General features: G+C 46.6%; 23 protein-coding genes. 20 read left to right on the top strand and 3 right to left on the bottom strand.

Translation table 11 applies throughout. The features are described 5' to 3' along the window. Nucleotides 1-83: 83 nt before the first annotated feature. The 11 genes from AC0YOA_RS22830 (at nt 84) to AC0YOA_RS22780 (ending at nt 10758) form a co-directional block, all read left to right on the top strand. Nucleotides 84-1100: an ABC transporter ATP-binding protein gene (locus AC0YOA_RS22830; RefSeq protein ID WP_475788574.1), complete on the top strand. Its 1017-nt coding sequence runs from the start codon at nt 84-86 to the stop codon at nt 1098-1100. Next, the gene (locus AC0YOA_RS22825) at nt 1087-2022 is read left to right on the top strand and encodes an ABC transporter ATP-binding protein (RefSeq protein ID WP_475788573.1); all 936 of its coding nucleotides are present in this window, start codon (nt 1087-1089) and stop codon (nt 2020-2022) included. The genes AC0YOA_RS22830 and AC0YOA_RS22825 overlap by 14 nt, the downstream gene beginning before the upstream one ends. A gap of 5 nt (nt 2023-2027) precedes the next feature. Then, nucleotides 2028-2990 carry an oligopeptide ABC transporter permease gene (gene opp4B, locus AC0YOA_RS22820; RefSeq protein WP_475788572.1) on the top strand — a complete coding sequence of 321 codons (963 nt, stop codon included), beginning with the start codon at nt 2028-2030 and terminating at the stop codon, nt 2988-2990. A gap of 26 nt (nt 2991-3016) precedes the next feature. Then, on the top strand, nt 3017-3940 hold the full coding sequence (locus AC0YOA_RS22815; RefSeq protein WP_475788571.1) for an ABC transporter permease: 924 nt from the start codon (nt 3017-3019) through the stop codon (nt 3938-3940). Nucleotides 3941-4007: 67 nt separating this feature from the next. Next, nucleotides 4008-5849 carry an oligopeptide ABC transporter substrate-binding protein gene (locus AC0YOA_RS22810; RefSeq protein WP_475788701.1) on the top strand — a complete coding sequence of 614 codons (1842 nt, stop codon included), beginning with the start codon at nt 4008-4010 and terminating at the stop codon, nt 5847-5849. 271 nt (nt 5850-6120) lie between these two features. Then, nucleotides 6121-6564, top strand: a complete 444-nt coding sequence (locus tag AC0YOA_RS22805) for a DUF6376 family protein (protein WP_475788570.1) — start codon at nt 6121-6123, stop codon at nt 6562-6564. Nucleotides 6565-6640: 76 nt separating this feature from the next. After that, nucleotides 6641-7102 carry a GNAT family N-acetyltransferase gene (locus tag AC0YOA_RS22800; RefSeq protein WP_475788569.1) on the top strand — a complete coding sequence of 154 codons (462 nt, stop codon included), beginning with the start codon at nt 6641-6643 and terminating at the stop codon, nt 7100-7102. A 248-nt stretch (nt 7103-7350) separates the two neighbouring features. Beyond that, a complete protein-coding gene (locus AC0YOA_RS22795; RefSeq protein WP_475788568.1) occupies nt 7351-8121 on the top strand; it encodes an endonuclease/exonuclease/phosphatase family protein in 771 nt (256 codons plus the stop codon). A gap of 237 nt (nt 8122-8358) precedes the next feature. Then, nucleotides 8359-8703, top strand: a complete 345-nt coding sequence (locus tag AC0YOA_RS22790; protein ID WP_475788567.1) for a hypothetical protein — start codon at nt 8359-8361, stop codon at nt 8701-8703. Nucleotides 8704-8986: 283 nt separating this feature from the next. Then, entirely contained in the window at nt 8987-9865 is an 879-nt protein-coding gene (locus AC0YOA_RS22785; RefSeq protein WP_475788566.1) for an aminoglycoside phosphotransferase family protein, read from the top strand. 263 nt (nt 9866-10128) lie between these two features. Beyond that, the gene (locus tag AC0YOA_RS22780; protein ID WP_475788565.1) at nt 10129-10758 is read left to right on the top strand and encodes a flavin reductase family protein; all 630 of its coding nucleotides are present in this window, start codon (nt 10129-10131) and stop codon (nt 10756-10758) included. Between the two features lie 148 nt (nt 10759-10906). Here AC0YOA_RS22780 and AC0YOA_RS22775 read toward each other — a convergent pair whose 3' ends face one another. After that, a complete protein-coding gene (locus AC0YOA_RS22775) occupies nt 10907-11833 on the bottom strand; it encodes an AraC family transcriptional regulator (RefSeq protein ID WP_475788564.1) in 927 nt (308 codons plus the stop codon). A 296-nt stretch (nt 11834-12129) separates the two neighbouring features. On the opposite strand from AC0YOA_RS22775, the gene AC0YOA_RS22770 reads away from it, so the two are divergent. Continuing rightward, nucleotides 12130-13191 (top strand): aldo/keto reductase, encoded by a 1062-nt coding sequence (locus AC0YOA_RS22770; protein ID WP_475788563.1) that lies wholly within the window; start codon nt 12130-12132, stop codon nt 13189-13191. 372 nt (nt 13192-13563) lie between these two features. Here the strand turns inward: AC0YOA_RS22770 and AC0YOA_RS22765 are convergent, their stop codons facing one another. Then, the gene (locus AC0YOA_RS22765; RefSeq protein WP_475788562.1) at nt 13564-13779 is read right to left on the bottom strand and encodes a helix-turn-helix domain-containing protein; all 216 of its coding nucleotides are present in this window, start codon (nt 13777-13779) and stop codon (nt 13564-13566) included. 105 nt (nt 13780-13884) lie between these two features. On the opposite strand from AC0YOA_RS22765, the gene AC0YOA_RS22760 reads away from it, so the two are divergent. The 3 genes from AC0YOA_RS22760 (at nt 13885) to AC0YOA_RS22750 (ending at nt 17001) form a co-directional block, all read left to right on the top strand. Continuing rightward, a complete protein-coding gene (locus AC0YOA_RS22760; RefSeq protein ID WP_475788561.1) occupies nt 13885-14343 on the top strand; it encodes a hypothetical protein in 459 nt (152 codons plus the stop codon). 427 nt (nt 14344-14770) lie between these two features. Then, complete coding sequence (locus AC0YOA_RS22755; RefSeq protein ID WP_475788560.1) at nt 14771-15748, top strand: alpha/beta fold hydrolase; 978 nt, start codon at nt 14771-14773, stop codon at nt 15746-15748. A 503-nt stretch (nt 15749-16251) separates the two neighbouring features. After that, the gene (locus AC0YOA_RS22750) at nt 16252-17001 is read left to right on the top strand and encodes a LysR family transcriptional regulator substrate-binding protein (RefSeq protein ID WP_475788559.1); all 750 of its coding nucleotides are present in this window, start codon (nt 16252-16254) and stop codon (nt 16999-17001) included. Between the two features lie 46 nt (nt 17002-17047). Here the strand turns inward: AC0YOA_RS22750 and AC0YOA_RS22745 are convergent, their stop codons facing one another. Further along, the gene (locus AC0YOA_RS22745) at nt 17048-17734 is read right to left on the bottom strand and encodes an SIMPL domain-containing protein (RefSeq protein WP_475788558.1); all 687 of its coding nucleotides are present in this window, start codon (nt 17732-17734) and stop codon (nt 17048-17050) included. 313 nt (nt 17735-18047) lie between these two features. Here AC0YOA_RS22745 and AC0YOA_RS22740 point away from each other — a divergent pair, with 313 nt between their 5' ends. The 5 genes from AC0YOA_RS22740 to AC0YOA_RS22720 all read left to right on the top strand — a co-directional run bounded on the left by AC0YOA_RS22740 (nt 18048) and on the right by AC0YOA_RS22720 (nt 21369). Then, a complete protein-coding gene (locus AC0YOA_RS22740) occupies nt 18048-18554 on the top strand; it encodes a GNAT family N-acetyltransferase (RefSeq protein ID WP_475788557.1) in 507 nt (168 codons plus the stop codon). Between the two features lie 72 nt (nt 18555-18626). Next, nucleotides 18627-19844 (top strand): MFS transporter, encoded by a 1218-nt coding sequence (locus AC0YOA_RS22735; RefSeq protein ID WP_475788556.1) that lies wholly within the window; start codon nt 18627-18629, stop codon nt 19842-19844. A gap of 220 nt (nt 19845-20064) precedes the next feature. Continuing rightward, nucleotides 20065-20373 carry a dihydrofolate reductase family protein gene (locus tag AC0YOA_RS22730; RefSeq protein ID WP_475788555.1) on the top strand — a complete coding sequence of 103 codons (309 nt, stop codon included), beginning with the start codon at nt 20065-20067 and terminating at the stop codon, nt 20371-20373. A 107-nt stretch (nt 20374-20480) separates the two neighbouring features. Continuing rightward, nucleotides 20481-20954 (top strand): MerR family transcriptional regulator, encoded by a 474-nt coding sequence (locus AC0YOA_RS22725; protein WP_475788554.1) that lies wholly within the window; start codon nt 20481-20483, stop codon nt 20952-20954. Next, nucleotides 20935-21369, top strand: a complete 435-nt coding sequence (locus AC0YOA_RS22720) for a hypothetical protein (RefSeq protein WP_475788553.1) — start codon at nt 20935-20937, stop codon at nt 21367-21369. Before AC0YOA_RS22725 ends, AC0YOA_RS22720 begins: the two co-directional genes overlap by 20 nt. The last annotated feature ends 16 nt before the right edge of the window (nt 21370-21385 follow it).

Here is a 21385-nt window from a genome sequence, read left to right as displayed (position 1 = left end):
TCTATCATAATAATGTTAGATTTATATTTTTCAGATGTTTCGATGAATAATATTTTATTTCCTTTACCGTTAGGGGGATTATAGTGAATGAAGAGTTATTGAGAATTGAACATCTGACAACCTCCTTCCGTATTTCAGATGATTATTATGCAGCCGTAGATGATGTATCCCTGACGGTGAGGAAGAATGAAATTCTGGCGATTGTAGGCGAGTCCGGTTCAGGCAAGAGCGCACTGGCCTTTTCGATTATGGGCCTGCATACGAGGGCGAGGATTGAGGGGAGTATTTTTTACAAAGGACAAGATATTGCTCATCTTCCTCCTTCCAAGCTGAATCAGCTGCGCGGCAATGAGCTGGGCATGATTTTTCAGGACCCCTTATCGGCCTTAAATCCGCTCATGGTTGTCGGCTCCCAGATCGACGAGGTCATTCTCCTCCATCATCCGAAATGTTCGGCTAAGGAAAGAAAACACAAGGTTATTGACCTGCTGGCGAAAGTGGGCATCCCTCGTCCGGAGCATACCTACGGGCTGTTTCCCCATGAGTTGTCCGGCGGAATGCGGCAGCGGATCGTAATCGCCATCGCGATTGCGAACGAACCAAAGCTGCTGGTTGCCGATGAACCGACAACGGCCCTTGATGTCACTATACAATTGCAAATTCTTGAGCTCATTAAACGGTTAAAAGATGACAGTGAGGCAGGAGTAGTTCTGATTACCCATGATTTGGGTGTGGTTGCCGAAATGGCGGACCGCGTGGCGGTCATGTATGCCGGACAAATTGTCGAGATCGCCGATATTTACACCCTCCTTTCTGATGCCCGCCATCCTTATACAAGGTCGCTGCTCCAGTCTATACCTTCTGCTGGAGAAGCGAAATCGAAGCTCCATGTTATTCAAGGGATTGTTCCGCCCCTGCAAAATCTTCCCCGTCAGGGCTGCCGCTTTCGAACGCGAATTCCCTGGATCGCTGAATCTGCGCATGAGGAGCAGCCCGGCATGCATGAGATCGAGCCAGGTCATTTTGTAAGATGCACCTGCTACAAGAACTTTCACTTCCCCAATCATAAAGAGGAGGGTTCTCAGCATGCCATTACTTGAGGTAAGGGATTTAAAGGTCCATTTTCCGGTGCGCGGCGGGATTTTTAACCGAAAGCTTCGATCGATTAAAGCGGTAGACAGTATCCATCTGTCCATTGAACAGGGGAAAACTTATGGCCTTGTCGGCGAGTCAGGCTCCGGGAAAACAACGACTGGCCGTGCGATTATCGGTTTAAATCCTATTACGTCAGGAACGGTTCTCTTCGAAGGACAACCCATCTTTGGTGGCGGGCTGCGAAGCCATCCCGGCTTCCGCAAGGACATTCAAATGATTTTTCAAGATCCTTACTCCTCTTTAAACCCCAGGAAGCGCGTTCTCGATATTGTCGCCGAGCCGCTGCGTAATTTTGAGAAGCTGTCCGCGCAGGAAGAGAAGCGCCAGGTGCAGCAGCTGTTGGAGCAGGTCGGCTTAAGCCCGGAAATGATACATAAATATCCGCATCAATTCTCAGGAGGCCAGCGGCAGCGGATCGGCATTGCAAGAGCGATCGCTTTGAAGCCGAAGCTCATTATAGCCGATGAACCGGTCTCGGCGCTTGACGTATCCGTACAGGCACAGGTGCTTAATTTTCTGCAGGATATTCAGAAGCAATTAAAGCTTACCTATTTATTGATAAGTCATGATTTGGGGATTATCAGGCATATGTGTGATCATATCGGAATTATGTACAAGGGCCGCTGCGTCGAGCAGGGCACGACGGCAGATATTTTTGAGAATCCGCAGCATATTTATACAAAACGTCTTATAACGGCAATACCGGATATGGATCCCTCAAAGCGGGAGCGGCTGTATCAGTTTCGTCAGGCCGTAAAGGCGGAATATGAACAGGCCTATGACCAATATTTTGATGCGGACGGCTTGGCGTTCCCGTTACGGCCCATTTCAGAGACGCATCTGGCGGCTTTGCCTGAGAAGGGGTGACGGCGATGTGGAAGACTACGGCGCGAAGATTGATCATTATGGTTCCCCAAATTTTATTGTTAAGCATTCTCGTCTTCCTGCTCGCGAAATCGATGCCAGGAGATGCGCTGACAGGCTTACTTGATCCGAGTATCGATCCGGCGGCGCTGGATGCACAGAGGGAGAGGCTCGGCCTCAATAATCCATGGTATGTTCAGTATTGGGATTGGATCGTAAAGGCGCTGCAAGGCGATTTCGGACAGTCCTTCCGCTTTAAAATGCCGGTCTCCGACTTAATCGGGCAGCGGATGATGAACACGATTTGGTTATCTCTCCTTACCCTTGTGCTTACCTATCTAATTGCGATTCCGCTCGGCATTATAAGCGGCCGTTATCATGATACCTGGGCCGACCGTACGATTACGGGCTATACCTACTTGGGCTTTGCGGCTCCGCTTTTTATTTTCGGGCTATTGATGCTGTGGCTGTTTGGTTTTCATTTCGGCTGGTTCCCGACCGAAGGGAGCGTCACGCCCGGTACTGCTCCGGGCACCCTTGCGTATACGATGAGCAAAGTTTATCATATTCTGCTCCCGGCTTTATCCATGGCGTTAATTACAACGGTTGCGACCGTACAGTATTTGCGAAGCGAAATCATCGATACGAAGCAGAAGGATTTCATTATAACCGCCAGAGCGAAAGGGGCTTCGGAGTCCCGCGTCTATAACCGGCATATTTTACGCAACTCGTTACTGCCGATCGCCGCTTTTTTCGGTTATGAAATTACCGGTCTGATCGGAGGTACGGTGTTCATTGAAAGTATCTTCAGTTATCCGGGAATGGGGCAGCTCTTCTTAAGCTCTATTTCCTTGAGGGATTTCAGCGTAGTTACAGCAGTGGTGTTATTATACGGCGCAGCTTCCATTATCGGCGCTTTACTTTCGGACATCATCTTAAGTTTCGTAGATCCGCGCATTCGAATTAAATAAGAACTCGGGACCATGAGGTGAATGGAATGGAACAGGCATATGCGAACAAACCGGCGCCACAGTTGGCACCTGCGCCGCAGGAAGCGGAGAAGAGCCCGTCCAGCTGGAAAATTCTGTGGCGGGAAATCGTTCGGGATAAGGTAGCCTTCGCTTCATTGATTTTTCTGGGCGCTGTCATCTTGATCGTCTACGGCGTTTCCATTGTATTGGATCAAGAGCAAATCGTTACCGTAGACCTGTTCGCGCTGAATCAGCCGCCTTCCGCGGAATTCTGGCTGGGCACCGATTATGGCGGACGCGACGTGTTCGGCCAACTCATTATCGGGACCCGGAATTCCTTATCGATTGGCATTATCGTAACGCTGCTTACCGGATTGATCGGCATTCTGATCGGGCTGGCATCCGGCTACTTTGGGGGTTTTATCGATAACCTTTTTATGCGATTTGTGGATTTCTTTATGATCCTTCCCACCTTAATGGTTGTCATTGCATTCGTTACAGCGGTCCCAAATTACGGCATCGTTTCGTTCTCCCTTATTATGACCTCCTTCCTCTGGATGGGTATCGCCAGATTAATCCGTTCCAAAGCGCTGCAGGAAAGAGAGCTGGAGTATGTGCAAGCTTCGCGAACGGTGGGATCCTCGCATCTGAAGATTATGTTTTTGCAAGTGCTGCCCAATCTGAGCTCCATTATTATCGTTACGATGACCTTGAATCTGGCGGCCAATATCGGCTTGGAATCCGGCTTGTCCTTCCTGGGGTTCGGCTTCCCCGAAAGCACGCCCAGCTTGGGTACGTTGGTCAGCTATGCCACAAACCCGCAGACGCTGGAATTCAGATGGTGGATTTGGTTACCTGCATCGATACTGATTCTGGTGCTGATGCTTTGCATAAACAATGTCGGTCAAGCATTAAAGCGCGCGACGGACGCAAGACAGAGGAAAGGGTAAAGAGGCATTCAATTTATTAGGAGGAGATCGTTTGAAGAAGAAACCAGGATTGACATGGTCAGTATTTATGCCGCTGCTTCTTGTGTTTACGCTAATGCTCGGAGCCTGCTCCAACAGCGGGAGCAGTAATGAGACGAACACCCCATCATCGACGGAAGAGGAGGCCAGCACGGCTCCAACTGAAGGGGAGTCCAGCACGACTCCTGCTGAGAGTGAAAAGCCGGCTGAAGACGACGGCCTGTATTCGATTGATGATTTCAGCAAGGTGAAGAAAAATGAGGGCGAACCGATTAAAGGGGGTTCCATCACATTCGGTCTCGTGTCCGATACGCCATTTGAAGGGACGCTGAACTGGAATTTCTATTCCGGCGACCCGGACGCACAGGTACTCAGCTGGTTTGACGAAGGGCTGCTGACCTGGGATGAGAGCTATGTGTATACGAATGACGGCGCAGCTACATATGAAGCGTCGGAAGACGGACGCACGTTTACGTTCACCATCAAAGACAATGTCAATTGGCAGGACGGCAAGCCGGTTACCGCCGAGGATTGGCTGTTCGCGCACGAGGTGATCGGCAATCCGAAATACGATGGTCCGCGTTACGATTCCAGCTTCACCAATATCGTCGGCATGACGGAATACCATGAAGGCAAAGCGAAAACGATCTCCGGCATTGAAGTGCTTAATGAGAAGCAGCTGAAGATTACGTATGTTCAATCCACACCTTCCCTATTAACCGGAGGGATTTGGAGCTATCCGCTTGCGAAACATATTTTCGGCAATATACCTGTCGAGAAAATTTCCTCATCGCCTGAAGTGCGTGAGAAACCGATTGGCTTCGGACCGTATAAGATCGAGAGCATCGTACCTGGCGAATCGGTCGTTTTCACCAAAAATCCGGATTACTGGCGCGGCGAGCCTGGCCTGGATAAAGTAGTCCTCAAGGTCATTAATCCAACCACCGTCATTCAGCAGCTGGAAAGCGGCGGAGTTGATCTCGTCGATTCCTTCCCGGTTGACCAGTACCCGGACAATGCGGATATGACAAACGTAGAGTTTCTGGGTACAATCGATCGTGCCTATACGTACATCGGCTTTAAGCTGGGGAAATGGGATGCGGCGGCAGGGAAGGTCGCTCCGGATGATAAGGCTAAAATGGCCGATGTGAATTTGCGGAAAGCGATGTGGCTTGCCGTAGACAATGATCAGGTGGGCAAACAGTTCTATCATGGTCTGCGCTGGAACGCCACGACACTGATTCCGCCTTCCCATCCGGAGTATCACGATGCCACAAATCCAGGCGTCAAATACGATCCGGAGGCGGCCAAAAAACTGTTGGACGACGCCGGGTACAAACTAAACGGCGATTACCGAACCAATCCGGACGGAAGTGAACTGGTCATTAACTTCATTTCCATGACCGGCGGCGATATCGCAGAACCGTTAGCGCGTTACTATGTGCAATCGTGGAAAGCAATCGGATTAAACGTTCAGCTTGAAATGGTCGAATTCAACACCTTCTATGACAGGGTTGGCTCGAACGGCGAAGACGATCCGAAGGTAGATGTATACCAGGGCGCATGGTCAGTAGGCATCGACATTGATCCTTCAGGACTTTATGGACGCGACGCCATCTATAACTTCCCGCGGTTTGCGAATGAAGAACAGGATAAATTGCTTGCCGAAGGCATTTCCAAAGAAGCGTTCGACGTGAAGGTTCGCCAGGATATTTATAAGAAATGGCAGCAGTTGATGGTTGAGGAGATTCCTGTATTCCCGACACTCTATCGTGCTGTACTCGTGCCGGTGAATAAGCGGATTCTCAATTATGCGATCGGGGATGGAACAGATGTCTATCTCTACCAGCTGGCCGTCTCGCAGGATAAACCGTTTGTAGATGGAAAGTAACAGGATGAGAGCAGGAAGCTTCTCCGAAAGTAGATCCATCTACTTTCGGAGAACTTACCACGTCAAGCAGACAATTATATAATGAAATTACAAACAAGCCTTGGTCCGGTATTCCACCGGACCAAGGCTTGTTTGACTTCTTCTGATATTGCTGGCGGTAATAAAAGTAAATGTATCGTTATCTCGTCGAGGAATGACAAGAGCGATTTTGTGAAACGTTTTTAGGGTATGGGAAGTATAAACAGGTAGATGAACAGGAGTTGATGCCGAGATGAAAATGAAGCTTGCGCTCTTTCTGGTGTCCATTGCGATCCTGACGGGTTGTTCGGTGGTGGAGCAGATCGATCAGTCTGTGAACTATACAAGCGAAGCGACAACGTATGTGGATCAGGCTGCCGAGTTTGCCCGGGAGCTGCCCGACATGGCGCAGCAGACAGCGAACGATCCGGAGGTAAAGGAAAAGCTGGTGGCAGAGCTGGAAGCCATGAAGCAGCGGGTGACGGATTTCAACGCACTGGAAGCACCTGCTATTGCTGAGGACCTCCATGCCAAGCTGCAGAATTACAACGCTGCGCTCCAGCAGGAGATAGATCAGATTTTGAACAGCTTGTTGAACGACAACCCGGCTGTACAGGCGGTTAAAGATTCCCAGATTGTTCAGACGCTGACTGAGATTACGCGGTTGATGGAGCAGATCAACAATTTAGGCGGGTAAGGCGGCCGGTTGATCCGGCCTCCTAATGAAATAGCAGCAAATCGAAAGTTCATATATAAATCAAAGAGGTGCATGTATGGCAATAGTTCGATTGGCTACTTTAGTCGATGTTGATGAACTTGTTCAAATGCGTTGGGAATTCTCAGAAGATGAGCACAGTAGTGGTATAGCGAGCTTTGAAGAGTTTCATAAAATTTGTAGCGAATTTTTGATAAAAGCGATAAAAGGCGGAGATTGGTACATTTGGGTTGCAGAAGTTGAAAAAAATATAGTATCGCATATGTATTTGCAACTAATACATAAAGTACCGAGGCCTGGCAAGTATCCGGACCCTTATTTCGGATATGTTACCAACGTCTATACTCGCCCTCTTTTTAGAAGTCAAGGTATCGGTACCAAGATTCATACCGCTCTGGAGCAGTGGTCAAAAGAGAACAGCGTAGAGTTTCTTATCCTTTGGCCAAGTAGCGAAAGTGTGCAGTTTTATTCAAGAAATGGCTTTTTTCGATGTGAAGAAGCCATGGAAAAGCATTGGTGATTTGAGTAAGTGCCATCGAAATTAAAAAGATGCGTCTCCCATGAAACGAGTAAGCTTATACAAATCCCGCTCGTTGACGTCATATACGATCAGGATCATTTGAACAACACGCCAATGAACATACAGTTTGCTGCCGCTGCCGTCTACGCATTTGAGGAATTATAATTCTTTTTGTTATCCGAATGCGTTTCTTATGGTAGATTATATTTGATCATTCTATAGGGCACGCATGAATAGGAGGCAAAGGAATGGAATTGAAAGTCATGACCTTTAATCTTCGCATCAATGTCAAACAGGACGGTGCAAATGCATGGCCGAACCGCGTTTCGGAAGTGGTTGAGGTCATTCATGAATCTCGTGCATCGATTATTTGCACGCAAGAAGGATCCTACGCGATGCTGAAGGAACTGGAAAGGCTGCTGCCGGATTATGCTTGGGTAGGAGAAGGGCGGCAAGGCGGGCAAGAAGACGAGCACAACGCAATCTTTTACCTCCGAAGCAGCCTGGAAGTTTTACAAAGCGGTACTTTCGGGTTATCGGAGTATCCCGAACAGCTTGGCTATAGGAGTTGGAATACAGCCTGTCCGCGGATCTGTACATGGGTTCAGCTTGGAATGCAAAGCGGGAAGCGCTTATATATATTCAACACCCATTTGGATCATGTGAGTACGGAGGCGAGAACGAAAGGCATCCAGCTTATTATGCAACGGATAGGCGGCTTATACAGCGAGAAAGGAATTCATGCCGTCCTGGCAGGTGATTTTAACAGTCATCCTGAAAGCGATGTCATTACGATCTTGAATGAGACGAATCTGATCAATGTATACGCTGCTTTGACTAAGAAGGAGGTTGGCAGCACCTATCATGGCTTCGAGGGCGGCGAAATCGGAGAACCCATCGACTATATTTATGTCACGGAAGAGGTTCAAATCGCATCCGTCCTTATTAATCGCAAGAAGTATGAGGGTCGCTATCCTTCTGATCATTATCCGGTAGTTGCATCGTTAAGGCTGAATTGAGGTTTCTATTCCGGGAAAAAAGATAGAAAAGGTAGCTATAAAATTGCCGGATGATAATCCCATATGGCGAAAAGAACTCTTTTAATCCAGGGTTCTTTTTGGCATGCTCTTCGAATCTCTTGGATAAGCCCTCACCATATCATCGCTATTTTCATATATTGTCATATGATGTCTCGGCAAACGGGGGTGTTTATGGTGGGGGATTATTCAACAAAACGAAAAAAAGCATCTATTAATATGATTGCTGTACCAAGCTTAATACAAGCTGGCGAATCCTCGACTCTTTCGGGACAAGTACTCGTTAAAGGGCGGGCTGCTGCCGGAATCGTCGTCATCTTCTCCGTACTCGACAGCACGCTTGGAGCGGTTATTCCTGGCATTACGATTACGGATTCCAAGGGCAAATTCACAGCCATATTCAGATCAGCTGTCACCAGCAATCAAGCTGGGTTTAAAGTTGCTTTCGTTTCCGCTGCGCTTCCGTCGTTTCCAGGTGTTTTCACTTCCAGCTCTATTGGCATTCTCGGAGTACGGGGTCTAAAGAACAAGACACGCCGGAGATGGCGGTCTTCTTCCAAGTAATATGAATTTATAAGAGATACGTTAGTGAGGAGCTTGCCGCGCGGCAGCTCCTTTTTTCGTTTGTTGAAAGTAACGGACAATTACGATGAATGTTGAATACATCATACATTACTATTGCCACAATATTTCCTCTGGGATAATATGAACTTATCCTTTTAGAAAGCGAGTGATTATCATGAGAACCATTAAAGCCGCTGGCTATGCATTAACATTCGAGGTGCGGAAGGGATAATAGCTTGCACTGATCCCTTCCGTTTAAATACCAAAATACGGAGGGACCTATATGTCTTTTAGTGTTGACAAAATAAATACCGATTTAGTACGCAGGCTAATAAGCAAGCAATTTCCTCAATGGGCAGACTTACCTGTCAAGCCTGTTGAAAAGGGTGGATATGACAACTTTACATTTCATTTGGGCGATGAGATGAGTGTGAGGCTGCCAAGAGACGAAGGTCACGCTCCGCAGGTTGAGAAAGAAGCGCAATGGCTGCCAGAGCTAAAACCTCATCTTTCGCTGCCTATTCCTGTTCCTCTGGCAAAAGGATGGCCAGGCGAAGATTACCCCTTTTACTGGTCAGTTAACAGGTGGATTGACGGAGAAACCTTAAAGCATGACAATATCTCAGATATTAATGAATTTGCCGTAGATCTTTCTATGTTTATAAAGGAGCTTCAAAGAATCGACGCATCGAATGGTCCTGCAGGTGGGGAGCATAATTATTTTAGAGGTTGTTCTCTAACTGTACTCAACGATTGGACTTTAGCAGCCCTTGAAACTCTGGGGGGGTTAGCAGATGCAGAAAAGTGTCTAAAAATATGGCATCAAGCAACAGCATCCGAATGGACAAAAAAGCCTGTTTGGATTCACGGTGACATCAATCCAGGAAATCTTCTTGTCAAGAACGGCAAATTGTCAAGTGTAATTGACTTTGGCATAATGGCAGTTGGCGATCCTGCAGTAGAATTAACCATGGCATGGACATTTTTTGATGACAAAAGCAGGAAAGTGTTTCTTCAATCTACAGGCCTTGACGTTGAAACGGAAAATAGGGCAAGAGGCTGGGCGTTATGGAAAGCACTGATAACATACGCTTGGGAGGATAAGGAATCCCTATCTGTAAGAGAAGCGAAGAAGGTTATCGATATTTTACTGAGCGAATAGCGGATATGTATTGTGTCGAACGATAATTTATTACGATAACTGGGAGGAGCCTTGCCTGATGGCAGCTCCTTTTTTTTGTTCATTAAGGGACCGGGCAGTCAATCGCGAATACATTATCTTCGAGCGCCCAGGCTAAAACTAAATCGCTGGCTGTCAGGAATTTACACCTTTGCAATCTTGCTGTCTTATTCTATATCCGTATAACACTTTAAAGGTTTGTGATACATTAATTAAAAATTGATCCAGGGAGAAGTGAAGCTGTTATGCATACGGTAATCGAACCCAAAATTCTGTACTTTGGCTCCTCTGTCGTGCTTATTAGTACGATCAATGAAGACGGGACGCCCAACTTGGCTCCTATGTCCTCTGCCTGGTGGCTCAATCAATCGTGTATGCTCGGGCTCAGCAGCAAGTCACAGACAGTTCAGAATTTGATCCGTGAACATGAGTGTGTGCTTAATCTGCCGTCCATTGACTTGATTCCCGCGGTTGATCGGCTGACCCTGTTAACAGGCCGCAATCCGGTGCCAGAATCCAAAGCAATGAGGGGTTATCAGCATGAAGCAGATAAATTCGGCATTGCAGGGTTAACCCGGCTTCCGTCACAAATCGTTCGAGCACCGCGCGTCAAAGAATGCCCCGTCCATATGGAAGCCAAGTTTGTGAAGCTGCATCCCTTCGAAGAACCAAGCTCCCTTGTCGCCATTGAAGTACGCATCGAAAAAGTTCATATCGAAGATGATCTTCTAATGGACGCAAACTCAAACTATGTCGATCCTTTGAAATGGAACCCGATGATTATGAATTTCTGTGAGTATTTCGGTCTTGGCGAGCAGCTGTCAACGTCAAAATTAGCTCCGGTTTTCGGACCGGCGAACTCAGTGAATAGGTGAATAGGAGAATAGGCAAAATCAATATGACAACAACAGCAGAAGCAGTTTTGAAAAGGTTCGCTCCGGTTCGAAAGTCAGCTTCTGCACACAATTTGACGAAGGAGCTGCTTCGGCACGCGAATCGAACTGACCAACTGACCTGCCGACGTTATCCATTCTCTGCATGCCGCCGGCCCTCATGGATTATTGTCCGAATATCTTGCAACGGCGAAAGCCCAAACAGTCTTTTATATTCACGGCTGAATTGCGTCGAGCTTTGATAACCGATGCGCAGCGCCGTTTCTGTCACATTGACCCCGTCAAGCAGCAGTCTGCGCGCCTCCTGAAGCCGAAGCCGCTTTTGATACTGCAATGGGGCCATAGCGGTGACTTCTTTGAATTTATAGTGCAAATTCGAGGCGCTCATATTCCCCAGTTCGGCCAGTTCCTCAATCGTGAAGGGGCTGTCGAAGTTGGCCTTGATCCAGTCAATCACTTTGCTGATGCCGGAAGCTTCCTGATGCAATAACATGTTATTATAAAAAAGCGCCCCATCTTCACCGTCTAATAAGCGGTAAATAATCTCTCGTTTTACGGCTGAAGCGAGGTAATTGGCCGCTCTGGCGTCTGACGACAGCCGGAGGAGCTTTTCAAAACCTTCATATACCTCCACGCTAGGCTTCCCTACAAAGATACCCGGCTTCAATCCTGTTTGCGGACGCGGGACCAAATCGGCTTCCGTAGCGACGGCGGCTACTTCTCCCGGAGTAAGTTCAATCCGTAAAGCCATGTATGGCGAATCAGCCGCAGCTTCCGTCACCTGTCCGTTGACCGGCATATCTACGCTTGCGGCCAGAAAGTCTCCCGCTTCATATTCAATCACCTTTGGGCCAATCTGCAGTCTCTTTCTTCCTTGTAAAACGATACAAAGGGATGGCTTGAGGACTCCATGAGATAACAAGGTAGGGCTGCTTTCCTTTAAAACAGTCAAAAAAGGGACCACCGTCTGCATAATCCTCGCGCTGAAAGGAATTTGCATGCCTGTGACAAGCAGCCGGTTAAGGATCACCTTCACATCTGCCTGATTGTTGTTCATTCCTTTTGTCCCTCTTTCGTTTGTGTTCTTAGGCAATATTTAAACATGGGAGAATAAGAAAAGCAATGAGTTGATCGCTCGTTCTATGAACGGCTTTCTGTAGCATGTCCCTCCTTGTTCAACATTTCTTAATCTGCGATCAGGATGATTAGGCAGAAAATCCGTATGAATGAACTATCGTTCCAAACGGGAATGCTACTATAATAACTTGTGTCAGGGAAAGATTAAGCAGCTTTTGATGAATCGTTCCCCAGCTAAAATATGTTACGCTTTTGAGAACAAGGAGGCTATTCCAAATGAAGTACAAGCAACTCGGCAATACAGGTTTACTGGTTTCACGGCTCGCGTTGGGCGCCATGACCTTCAGCAGCGGCCAGGGGATATATAAATTTGTCGGTTCAGTCGGACAAGAAGAAGCGGAGCAGATGGTAAAAAAGAGTGTGGATGCCGGCATCAACTTCTTTGATACAGCCGATGTTTATAGCGATGGCGAAAGCGAAATCACGCTTGGCCAATCGTTTCGCAACCTGGGGATAACGCGGAAAGATGTCGTAGTGGCTACCAAAGCTGCTATGCGGGTCGGACAGGGCGTGAATGATGTGGGAGCTTCAAGAGGCCATATCATGGATGCCGTGGATGCCAGCTTGAAGCGGCTGCAAATGGATTATATCGACCTTTACCAAATTCATCTCGATGATTTCTTGACCCCTGTTGAAGAAACCTTGCGGGCGCTGAATGATTTGGTTACACAAGGGAAAGTCCGCTACATTGGAGTATCCAACTGGCAGGCCTGGAAAATTGCAGATGCGCTAAGTATTTCGGAACATAAAAACATGGCCCGTTTTGAAACGCTTCAGGCTTATTATTCCCTCGCCGGCCGTGATCTGGAACGTGAGCTGGCACCGATGCTGGAAGCGAAAAAAATGGGTTTGCTGGTCTGGAGTCCGCTTGCTGGGGGTCTGCTGTCAGGCCGTTACGACCGTCACAACCAAAAGGCGGAAGATTCACGCCGGTCGGCAGCCGATTTTCCGATTGTGGACAAGGAGCGCGCTTGGAACATTATTGACACCCTTAAACCCATTGCGGAGGCGCATGGAACAACCCCGGCTGTCGTCGCTTTGGCGTGGCTGTTGACCAGACCCGTCGTAACCTCCGTTCTCGTTGGCGCGAAGCGGCTTGATCAGCTTGAGGCGAATCTGGCTGCCGAGAATCTGGAGCTGACCGATGAAGAAATTCGGCTTCTCAATGAGGTAAGCGCACTTCCGCCCGAATATCCGGGATGGATGGTTGAATTCCAAAAAAATGGCAGGCTGGAACCTGTTGAGAGGCGTTTTGGTTCAACCCAAACGTTCAGCTAATAAAACATTTGCTTTTGTGTGAGCCAGGTTTCCATGCATCGACCCTGGGTCTGGTGCTGAGTTAAGATTCAAGCATCGGGCAATAGCGGACAAAGCTTTAACTTGACCTTCTCACAGAACATCACCAAGGGAATGGCTTTTAAAATGATTATTTGCTACGTAACAATACCGGGTGCACCACCATATAGCGGAGATAATGGATCTGCCGCTTTTGTTGGTCAATAATTTAAGCAGATAATACGTGCACGAAGAGCGCCCAGGGCCAGGGGCTCTCTTGTTTTTTATTCAATTACCACTGCACATTAAGCATCATTCTCTTATAGGCACGAAAGCTGCAGACCAAAACCAGAGAATATCCCGTAAAGGTGGAGCCTAGCTTTCAAGCATAGAAACGGACAGTTGTATGGTCAAACGTGAAGTCTTGATCATGCCCTCTTTGGCAAGATCACTCATCACGCCGCTGACCGCTTCGCGGGTAGCACCGAGCATATTGGCAATTTCCTGATGCGATAGTGGCAGTTCGATTAATATATAACCGTCCTGAATAATGCGGGCTATATGACGTTCAGGCAGATCTGCCGGCTCCAAATCGATAGACGGTTGTAAGAATTTATTAATAATGGCGTTAGAAGCAGGTAATGACTTCAACGTAAAGTAAGGGGGTAAATCAAATATCGAGAGGAGCAGTTACGAATGAACCAGAAAGTGAACAAACGTATCGCCGCCCTGATTGTCGCTCTGTCGCTCGCATTGCCGGTAGGCGCCGTAAGCGCCGCAGCGATGGACAAGTCATCCGCTATGAATGACATGGCGATGAAGGAAATGGGAGTGCCACTGCGCTCGACTGCCGAGATGAAAGGATACTCTGTCATGTGGAACAAGGCAGATCGAACGATTACCTTGATGTACCGCGGCAGTAACGGCATGAAGATGCAAGATGGCTCGAAGGACATGAAGGATATGACGGACGGAGATATGAAACCGAAAGAACCACAGGCAATGGACATGCCCGCTATCGTTCTCACAATCGGGAATACCAAAGCTATGGTTGGCGATAAGGAAGTGATGCTTGATGTCGCGCCGTATCTGGGGATGGGCATCACAATGGTATCGAAGCAGTTCACCGATATGTATCTTACACCGATGATGTAAGCGAAATCAGCAAGGATAAGGCATTGAACCGCAGCAAAGGCGGGAGGTTAAGTTTAGCTTTCTTCATCTGAACCCTGGACCAGAGCATGTAACATTAGCCGCGCAATGCCCGGATCCTAATGCATACATGCTCTCGTTCTCCTGCAGAAAGCGATTTTTTTTTGCCGAATTTGATTGACAAGAACTCCTTAGCGTGGTGGTAACCTCTGCATGTATTGGATTATGGGGCAATAATCATTAACAGCTTCACCTCTAGGCACCTGCCCGCATAGCTTAATTACATGATCATTACAAGGAGGACATAAGTTTGTACAACAATTATCGAGATACGAATCAGAATCCTATTCAAACCTGCAACAGCATAATAGATAGGTGCTCCAAAGGAACCGGGTATATCGTTTATAAATAGAGTTAGAGGGGTAATCAATTGCTCCAAAAGAGCCATTATTTAAATTATGAATTCAATCGGTTTCTTCAAACTCAGCCTTTTCATGGGTCTGTTGAGAATATACAGCAGCATTTTGATCCAAATCAAATGTATGATCACAGCGGGAATAAGGTAATCCATGGTCGTGAAACGGTCAACGGAGTTCGCCTCCACTATGTGGTCGCTGGCTCCGGTGAACCCTTGCTGCTTGTGCACGGTGCACCAAAAACTTCGTTTTACTGGTATAAGCTTATCCCCCTATTGACTGACCGCTATACTGTCATTGCACCCGATGTTCGTGGTTTTGGGGACTCTGGAAGACCAAAGAGCGGCTATAGTATGGATAATATTGCAGATGATCTCGCACAGCTCATGGAAAAATTGGGCTACAGTACGTATAAAGTGCATGGCGAAGACTGGGGTGCAGCTTTCTCTTACGCACTGGCGGCAAAATATCCGGACAGGGTGGAAAAGCTTTCTTTTTCCGAAATGATGTTACCGGGTCTCGGATTGGAAGATTGGTCCGTTTTAAAGTCTGAGAACGTTTATTCCAATCACTGGTTTTGGCATATCATCTTTTTTGCAGTGCCTGATGTCCCTGAGTTTTTAATCTCAGGTAAGGAAAGAGAATTTTGGGACAGATTGATGAGGGACGAGTGTTTGGATCCAAGTGCGATTTCAGAGGAGCTCCTTAATGAAGTCGTTCGCGGTTCTGCCGGACCGGGAGGTCTGCGTCCCATATTCGAAGTTTATCGCAATGATTTTGAAAACATGGCTTTCGTTAAAAAGAACATGCAGCGAAAACTCACGATGCCTGTGATTGCAATAGGAGGTGAGCATTTCATGGATGGGGAAGTTCATCGGGTAGCCGGACTTATCGCAGCAAACGTAACGCTGGCATCATTAGATTGTGGACATTGTCTGGCCTTGGAACGTCCTGAACAATTGGCCGGTCTGCTTCGCAATTTTATGGGCTAGTACAGGTCCGATCTGTGGTTTGGACTTGCGCTGCATGTATCGCTACGGGCACGATAGCTTAATATAGACTTTTGACGAAGGAGCTGCCGCGCCAGCTCCTTTTGCTTTTTCGAAAAATCTGAGATTTTGTACAGAGGCACTGCTGGGCATTGAACTGACTGGTAATGTACCTCGGTAGGGGAAAAGAGGTGTTATGGAGAATATGTGGTAGATAAGATGAATAACCTTGTATCTCAAATAAGTTCAGCGTATCTCTCATGGTTAACGGAGGAGTGATGATTCCTAAGCACTGTCTGACTGATGAGACGCCATGAAATAGGACTCTTGTTTTTCATGGGTTAGCGTGTCAAGACCTTTAGCTGGCTCGATATCGTTCCAAGGTGAAAAGCTTCGTGAATCAGCTTGAAGTTTAACAAGTCGCCGGAGGTGTTGAATTGGAACGGTCCCAAGGCAAACGGAGTTGAAAGCTTCTCGCCCGATTGGAAGAAGAATTAGGGGTACTGTTGTTCGATCGTTTGGGAAAAACAATTGTCCTTACTGAAGCCGGAGCGATTCTTCATGAACATGGTGCTGCCGTGTTCGGGCATCTGCAGCAAGCAAGCGACGCCATTGCTGATCTGAAGCAGATGCAAGGCGGATCGCTATCCATCGGCGTCTTGCCCGGGGACGCGGACCTCATGTTTAATGCCTTGCTCCTGAACTTCCATCAGACCTATCCCACCATCTCGCTGTCCCTTCTGGAAACCATGAAAGTAACAGAACAAATTCTGGACAGAAGCATCGATGTCGGCGTAACCATTGGACCTGTTATCGATGAACGTCTCACGTCAATTCCCCTGTTTCACGAGGAGTTCTCATTGGCGGTTAGCATGAAAGATCCCCTTGCCACGGAGAGCTTCATCCCCTTGGACAGGCTGAATGCCGTGAAGATGGTCATGTTCCCACCCGATCATCAATACCGCAAGCTGATCGACCGCTTTTGCATGGATAGAGGGTTTACTCTGCAGCCGCATATGGTAACGACGACGCTATCCTCCCTCCTCCAGATGGTACAGAGCGGAGCTGGAACCTGTGTTCTGCCGCGAATGCTGCTGGATAATCTTCACAATACGGGCATCAAAGTCGTGCACCTGAGGAATCCTACGCCTTCTCAGGACATTTGTCTGATCTACCGCAGCGACAGATATATCGGATACGCCATGCGCACGTTCATCAAGACTTTGAGAGCCTACATTACAAATATGTGGAAATGAAATTAACACTGCTGGGGCATTGAGTAGGGCTGAAGAGAAACGATGATCAAAAATAGGTATACTGAGCTCTTAGTACAGCGCGGATCTCCAGTTCCCCCGGTTGGATCGGAGTCGGAACGGCTGCACCTTCTGCGAGCAGCGAGGCTTGAAAGGGGATAGGCGGTTCATTAACCCGTGTTTCCTCTGTTATTTTTACAGGGGTTCTAACCAAGGTTACACCTAATGTTCTTGCAATGGCGTTGGCTTTGCTTTCGGCATTTTGAATGGCAGTCGACAGAGCTTGATTATAGTATATTTCGATGTTTGTTATGGTGAATCGTATGCTTGAGACGAAGTTGGCTCCGCTCTTGACAGCCGTATCGACGACAAGTCCCGTCTGCTCAACTCTATCTATCATGATCTGAAGCAGATGCGTCACCCGGTAGCCTCTAAAAATTTGGGTTCCATCCGCATAATCGTATTGAATTTCGATATTGTAAGTGACCGTCTGCATTTGTTCTCTCGGAATGTTTAAGCTTAACAGGGCATTAATTACATTTGTTACGGCAGCGGCATTTTCACTTTGAGCGGTTGCAAGACTCGGGCTTTCCGTTATTACGCCTAGAACAATAATGGCTCTGTTCGGAGCCGTTGAAACCTTTCCTTCCCCTGTAACCTCAATCAATGGCCGGTTATTGTGAGATAAGGGAGCAGCCGTCATAGCGGGTGAAGTCATCGGATGAGAATAATACATAAGCGCATCAACCTTTCCCGTTCTTTGGTATATATGTATTTATCAACTGTCGCGATGATTCCATCCCTTTTGAAGTTTCACGGCGTGACTTCAATTATCGGACGCACGACAGCACAATGCCGAATGGCTGCCGCGCGGCAGCTATTCGTTACGCTAAAGAGTTCAGCATGGTATTTATTGTATTGGATCTTGTTATGAGCTGGAGAAGTTTCTTTCAGCATGCTTTGCCAGTTGTGACTAACCTTCTGCTGAAATTTATGCTAATCTATTGAAAGTATGAAGCGAGAGAATCCAGAAAAGGCGGGCATATGTTATGAAGCTTATGTTTCCACACGTAAATACAGCGGAAGAAATCGCAGAGGTGGCACGATTGGCGGCGATAATATGGCGCGAATATTATGTATCCATTATTACAATCGAGCAGATTGACTACATGATTGAAAAGTTCCAATCGGTTCCAGCGATTACGGATCAGATCCATCATCAGGGCTATGAATATTACTTGATCCATCAGAATGGCTCATCAGTCGGATATATGTCGGTCAGAGAAGAAGAGGGCAAGCTCTTCCTGAGCAAGTTTTATATAGGCAGGGAGCACCGGGGGCGCGGCTATGCCAGTCAAGCGTTGGCATTCCTGGAGCAGCTCTGCAAAGCCCGGAATCTAAGCTATATTTGGCTGACGGTCAATCGACATAACGAATCCAGTATCGCAGTATATGAGAAAAAAGGCTTCCGGACCGTACGGGAACAAATTGCCGATATCGGAAATGGATTTATCATGGATGATTTTATTATGAAAAAAGTAATGATGGTTCCATAAGCGAAAAGATGCGATACGCGAGTACAATATGATCAGAATCGAAAATAATTCTCATCTGATAAGAGGTCGACGATGAATAATTGGAAAGCGACTTTACTTTTAGTGTCGGGCATTGGATTTTCAAATTTGGGAAATTGGATATACTTTGTAGCCATTAACATCAAGATTCTTGATCTTACGGGATCAGCAGCGGCTGTTGCTGGATTGTTTGTGATTAAGCCGATCGCTCAATTATTTACGAATCTTTGGTCAGGCAGTATTATAGATCGAGTTAATGTAAGAAAGTTGATGATTCTCGTTGACGTTGTACGGGGATGTCTCGTTTTTATTATTCCGTTTCTTTCTTCGCTTTGGATGATATACATGATGATCTTCATGATTAGCCTGTTCGGTTCGTTTTTTGGTCCAAGTTCATCTGTTTATATAACAAAGATTGTGCCTGCTGCGGATCGTCAAAGGCTTAACTCAATGATGAGTATGGTAAATTCAGGTGCATTTTTGCTTGGACCTGCGATTTCCGGATTGTTAATTATGACAGTGGATGCCGATTTTTGTATTATCTTTAATGCAATAAGTTTTATTGTCTGTGCTTTAATCATCTTTGCCTTACCCAATGTCCAAAAAAACCCGGAATCGGTTAAGCCAATGACTAAGAAACTTCTTATTGAGGATTGGAAAGTCGTAGGAAAGTTTATTAGTACGGCAAAACTTTTTTTTATAATTTACGTATTGTTTCAACTTGCTATGATAATTGGCTATTCAGTCGATTCACAGGAAGCCACTTATATCCGATTACATTTACAATTGTCGGTAAGCGATTATGGAACGATTATTAGTCTAACAGGCGTTGGAGCATTAGCAGGTTCATCAGTTGCTGCAATAATGGCTAAGAAAATATCTTACCGCTGGTATATGAGTGTTGGCACAGTACTTTCAACTCTGTTTTATATCACTTTTTATGCTTCATTTAATTTTATTTCTGCTGCTGTTTCTTTTGTGTTATTAGGTTTTTTTATGTCTTTTGCCGGTGCAGGTTATACCACTTTTGTTCAAAACCATGTCCCCGCTTCAATTATGGGCAGGTTCTCAAGCTTAGCCGATGTTACACAGGGCTTAATTCAAATTGTGTTGACTCTTATTATTGGTTTTATTGCGGAATTGATTTCATTACAATTCGTGTGCCTTATGGTATGTGGTTTGGCGCTGATATTCGGAATTATACTTTTACTAAAAGTTCTTATTGCTTCAAAGTCCAACTATTTTCATATTCAAAACAGTGAAATTTTATAATGCGTTCACTTGAATAGAAAAAACGGTAATTGAAATTGCCGATGATGAACGGACAAAATAGTGGAATAGCTGCCGCGGCAGCTACTCCACTATTTTTATGTGAATTAACAGACAGAATAGTTGAATGCATCTCATCATGTATTGGAGAGAGATTTAACATAAATGGAAGTGAGAAGGGGCGTTGCAACATGTCATATTCTAAAAAGAGCAAATCTTTGGTATGACGATGTCGCTTGACGGATTCATAAATGACGCGAATGGCAGTGTGGCCTTGCTCTTTCCTGATCTGAAGGAGCTTGACGAAACCGACCTGATGCAAGAGTCGATCCGCTCAACCGGAGCGGTAGTTATGGGGCGTAGAATCTTTGAAATGGCCAGTGATCCTGATTCCTACGCCGATGCATATGAGTTCCAGGTACCAATTTATGTTATCACTGAACAAGCGCCAGAGAGAAAACCCAAAGAAAATGGCAGGTTAAGTTTTACGTTCGTAGATACTGTCGAAGCTGCTATTCAGCATGCCATATAGCCGCAGCTGTCCCGTTTTCCATTCAAATATGTTATTCAAAAACTTCTTTGCGAAAAAAATGAAAAATAATTTGACATTGGAGTTGGCTCCAATGGTATCTTGAGTTCATGGAAAAACTTTATTCTATACAAGAGGTTTCGCGGATGCTTGGGATGCCAAAGGATACGCTTCGGTATTATGACCGGATAGGGATCGTCTCGCCGTACCGGGAAGATAATCGGTACCGCAGGTATTCGAAGAACGATCTCATCGATTTGATGAATATTCAGATCATGCAGTATGCAGATTTTACTCTTGACGAGATCAGGGGGAAGTTTAGCTTCCGCAACATGGACAATATCGACCATGCTTACTGTGAGGAGGTAGCCGCTTTCCTCGACACCAAGAACGCAGAAACGCGCAAGAAGATTGCTCATCTGGAAAAGGTCAGTCGGCTGCTCGACCTCGCAGCCGAAACGCTAAGGGACTTTAACAACGAAAGTGACCAGCGTCTGGCAGAGACCGTACGCGAGATTTACAAGGATATCCACAAGAAGGAACCGGGAATTTCCAAGGAAGGTTGTGGTGAATATCAAGGTTAGGAATTTTTATTATCTGACTGCAGGCGTCCTTGCGGTGCTGTTTGCCGTCACGCACGCATGGAACGGGCAATCCACTGCGCTGCCGATGCTCGATATTGAGGCGATATCCGTGGGTACCCGGACAGTATTCACGTACGTCTGGCACGTCATCACGGCGGAGAATCTGGTCTTCGGCCTCGCTTTCATCTTCATGTCATTCCAAAACGAGCGATCAAAAATCCGTTTTGCCGCATGGATGATCGCGGCGATCCTGATCGTCCGGCTGATGGTTATTCTTGGTGTAACAGCGTTGATTGACATATCGGGGCTTACGGATACGCTTATAGATTCGATTGCCATCGCAATCTATGTCGCCCTCATCATGCTGGGCACAAGAATGAAGAAAAACCAGTACGAGGGTCAGCAACCACAGTAACAGTGATGTCCGAATT

This window comes from Paenibacillus sp. JT22N12 (genome assembly GCF_056269365.1).
The sequence above is the reverse complement of the archived record's forward strand: the minus strand, read 5'-3'. Positions and strand labels throughout refer to the sequence as shown.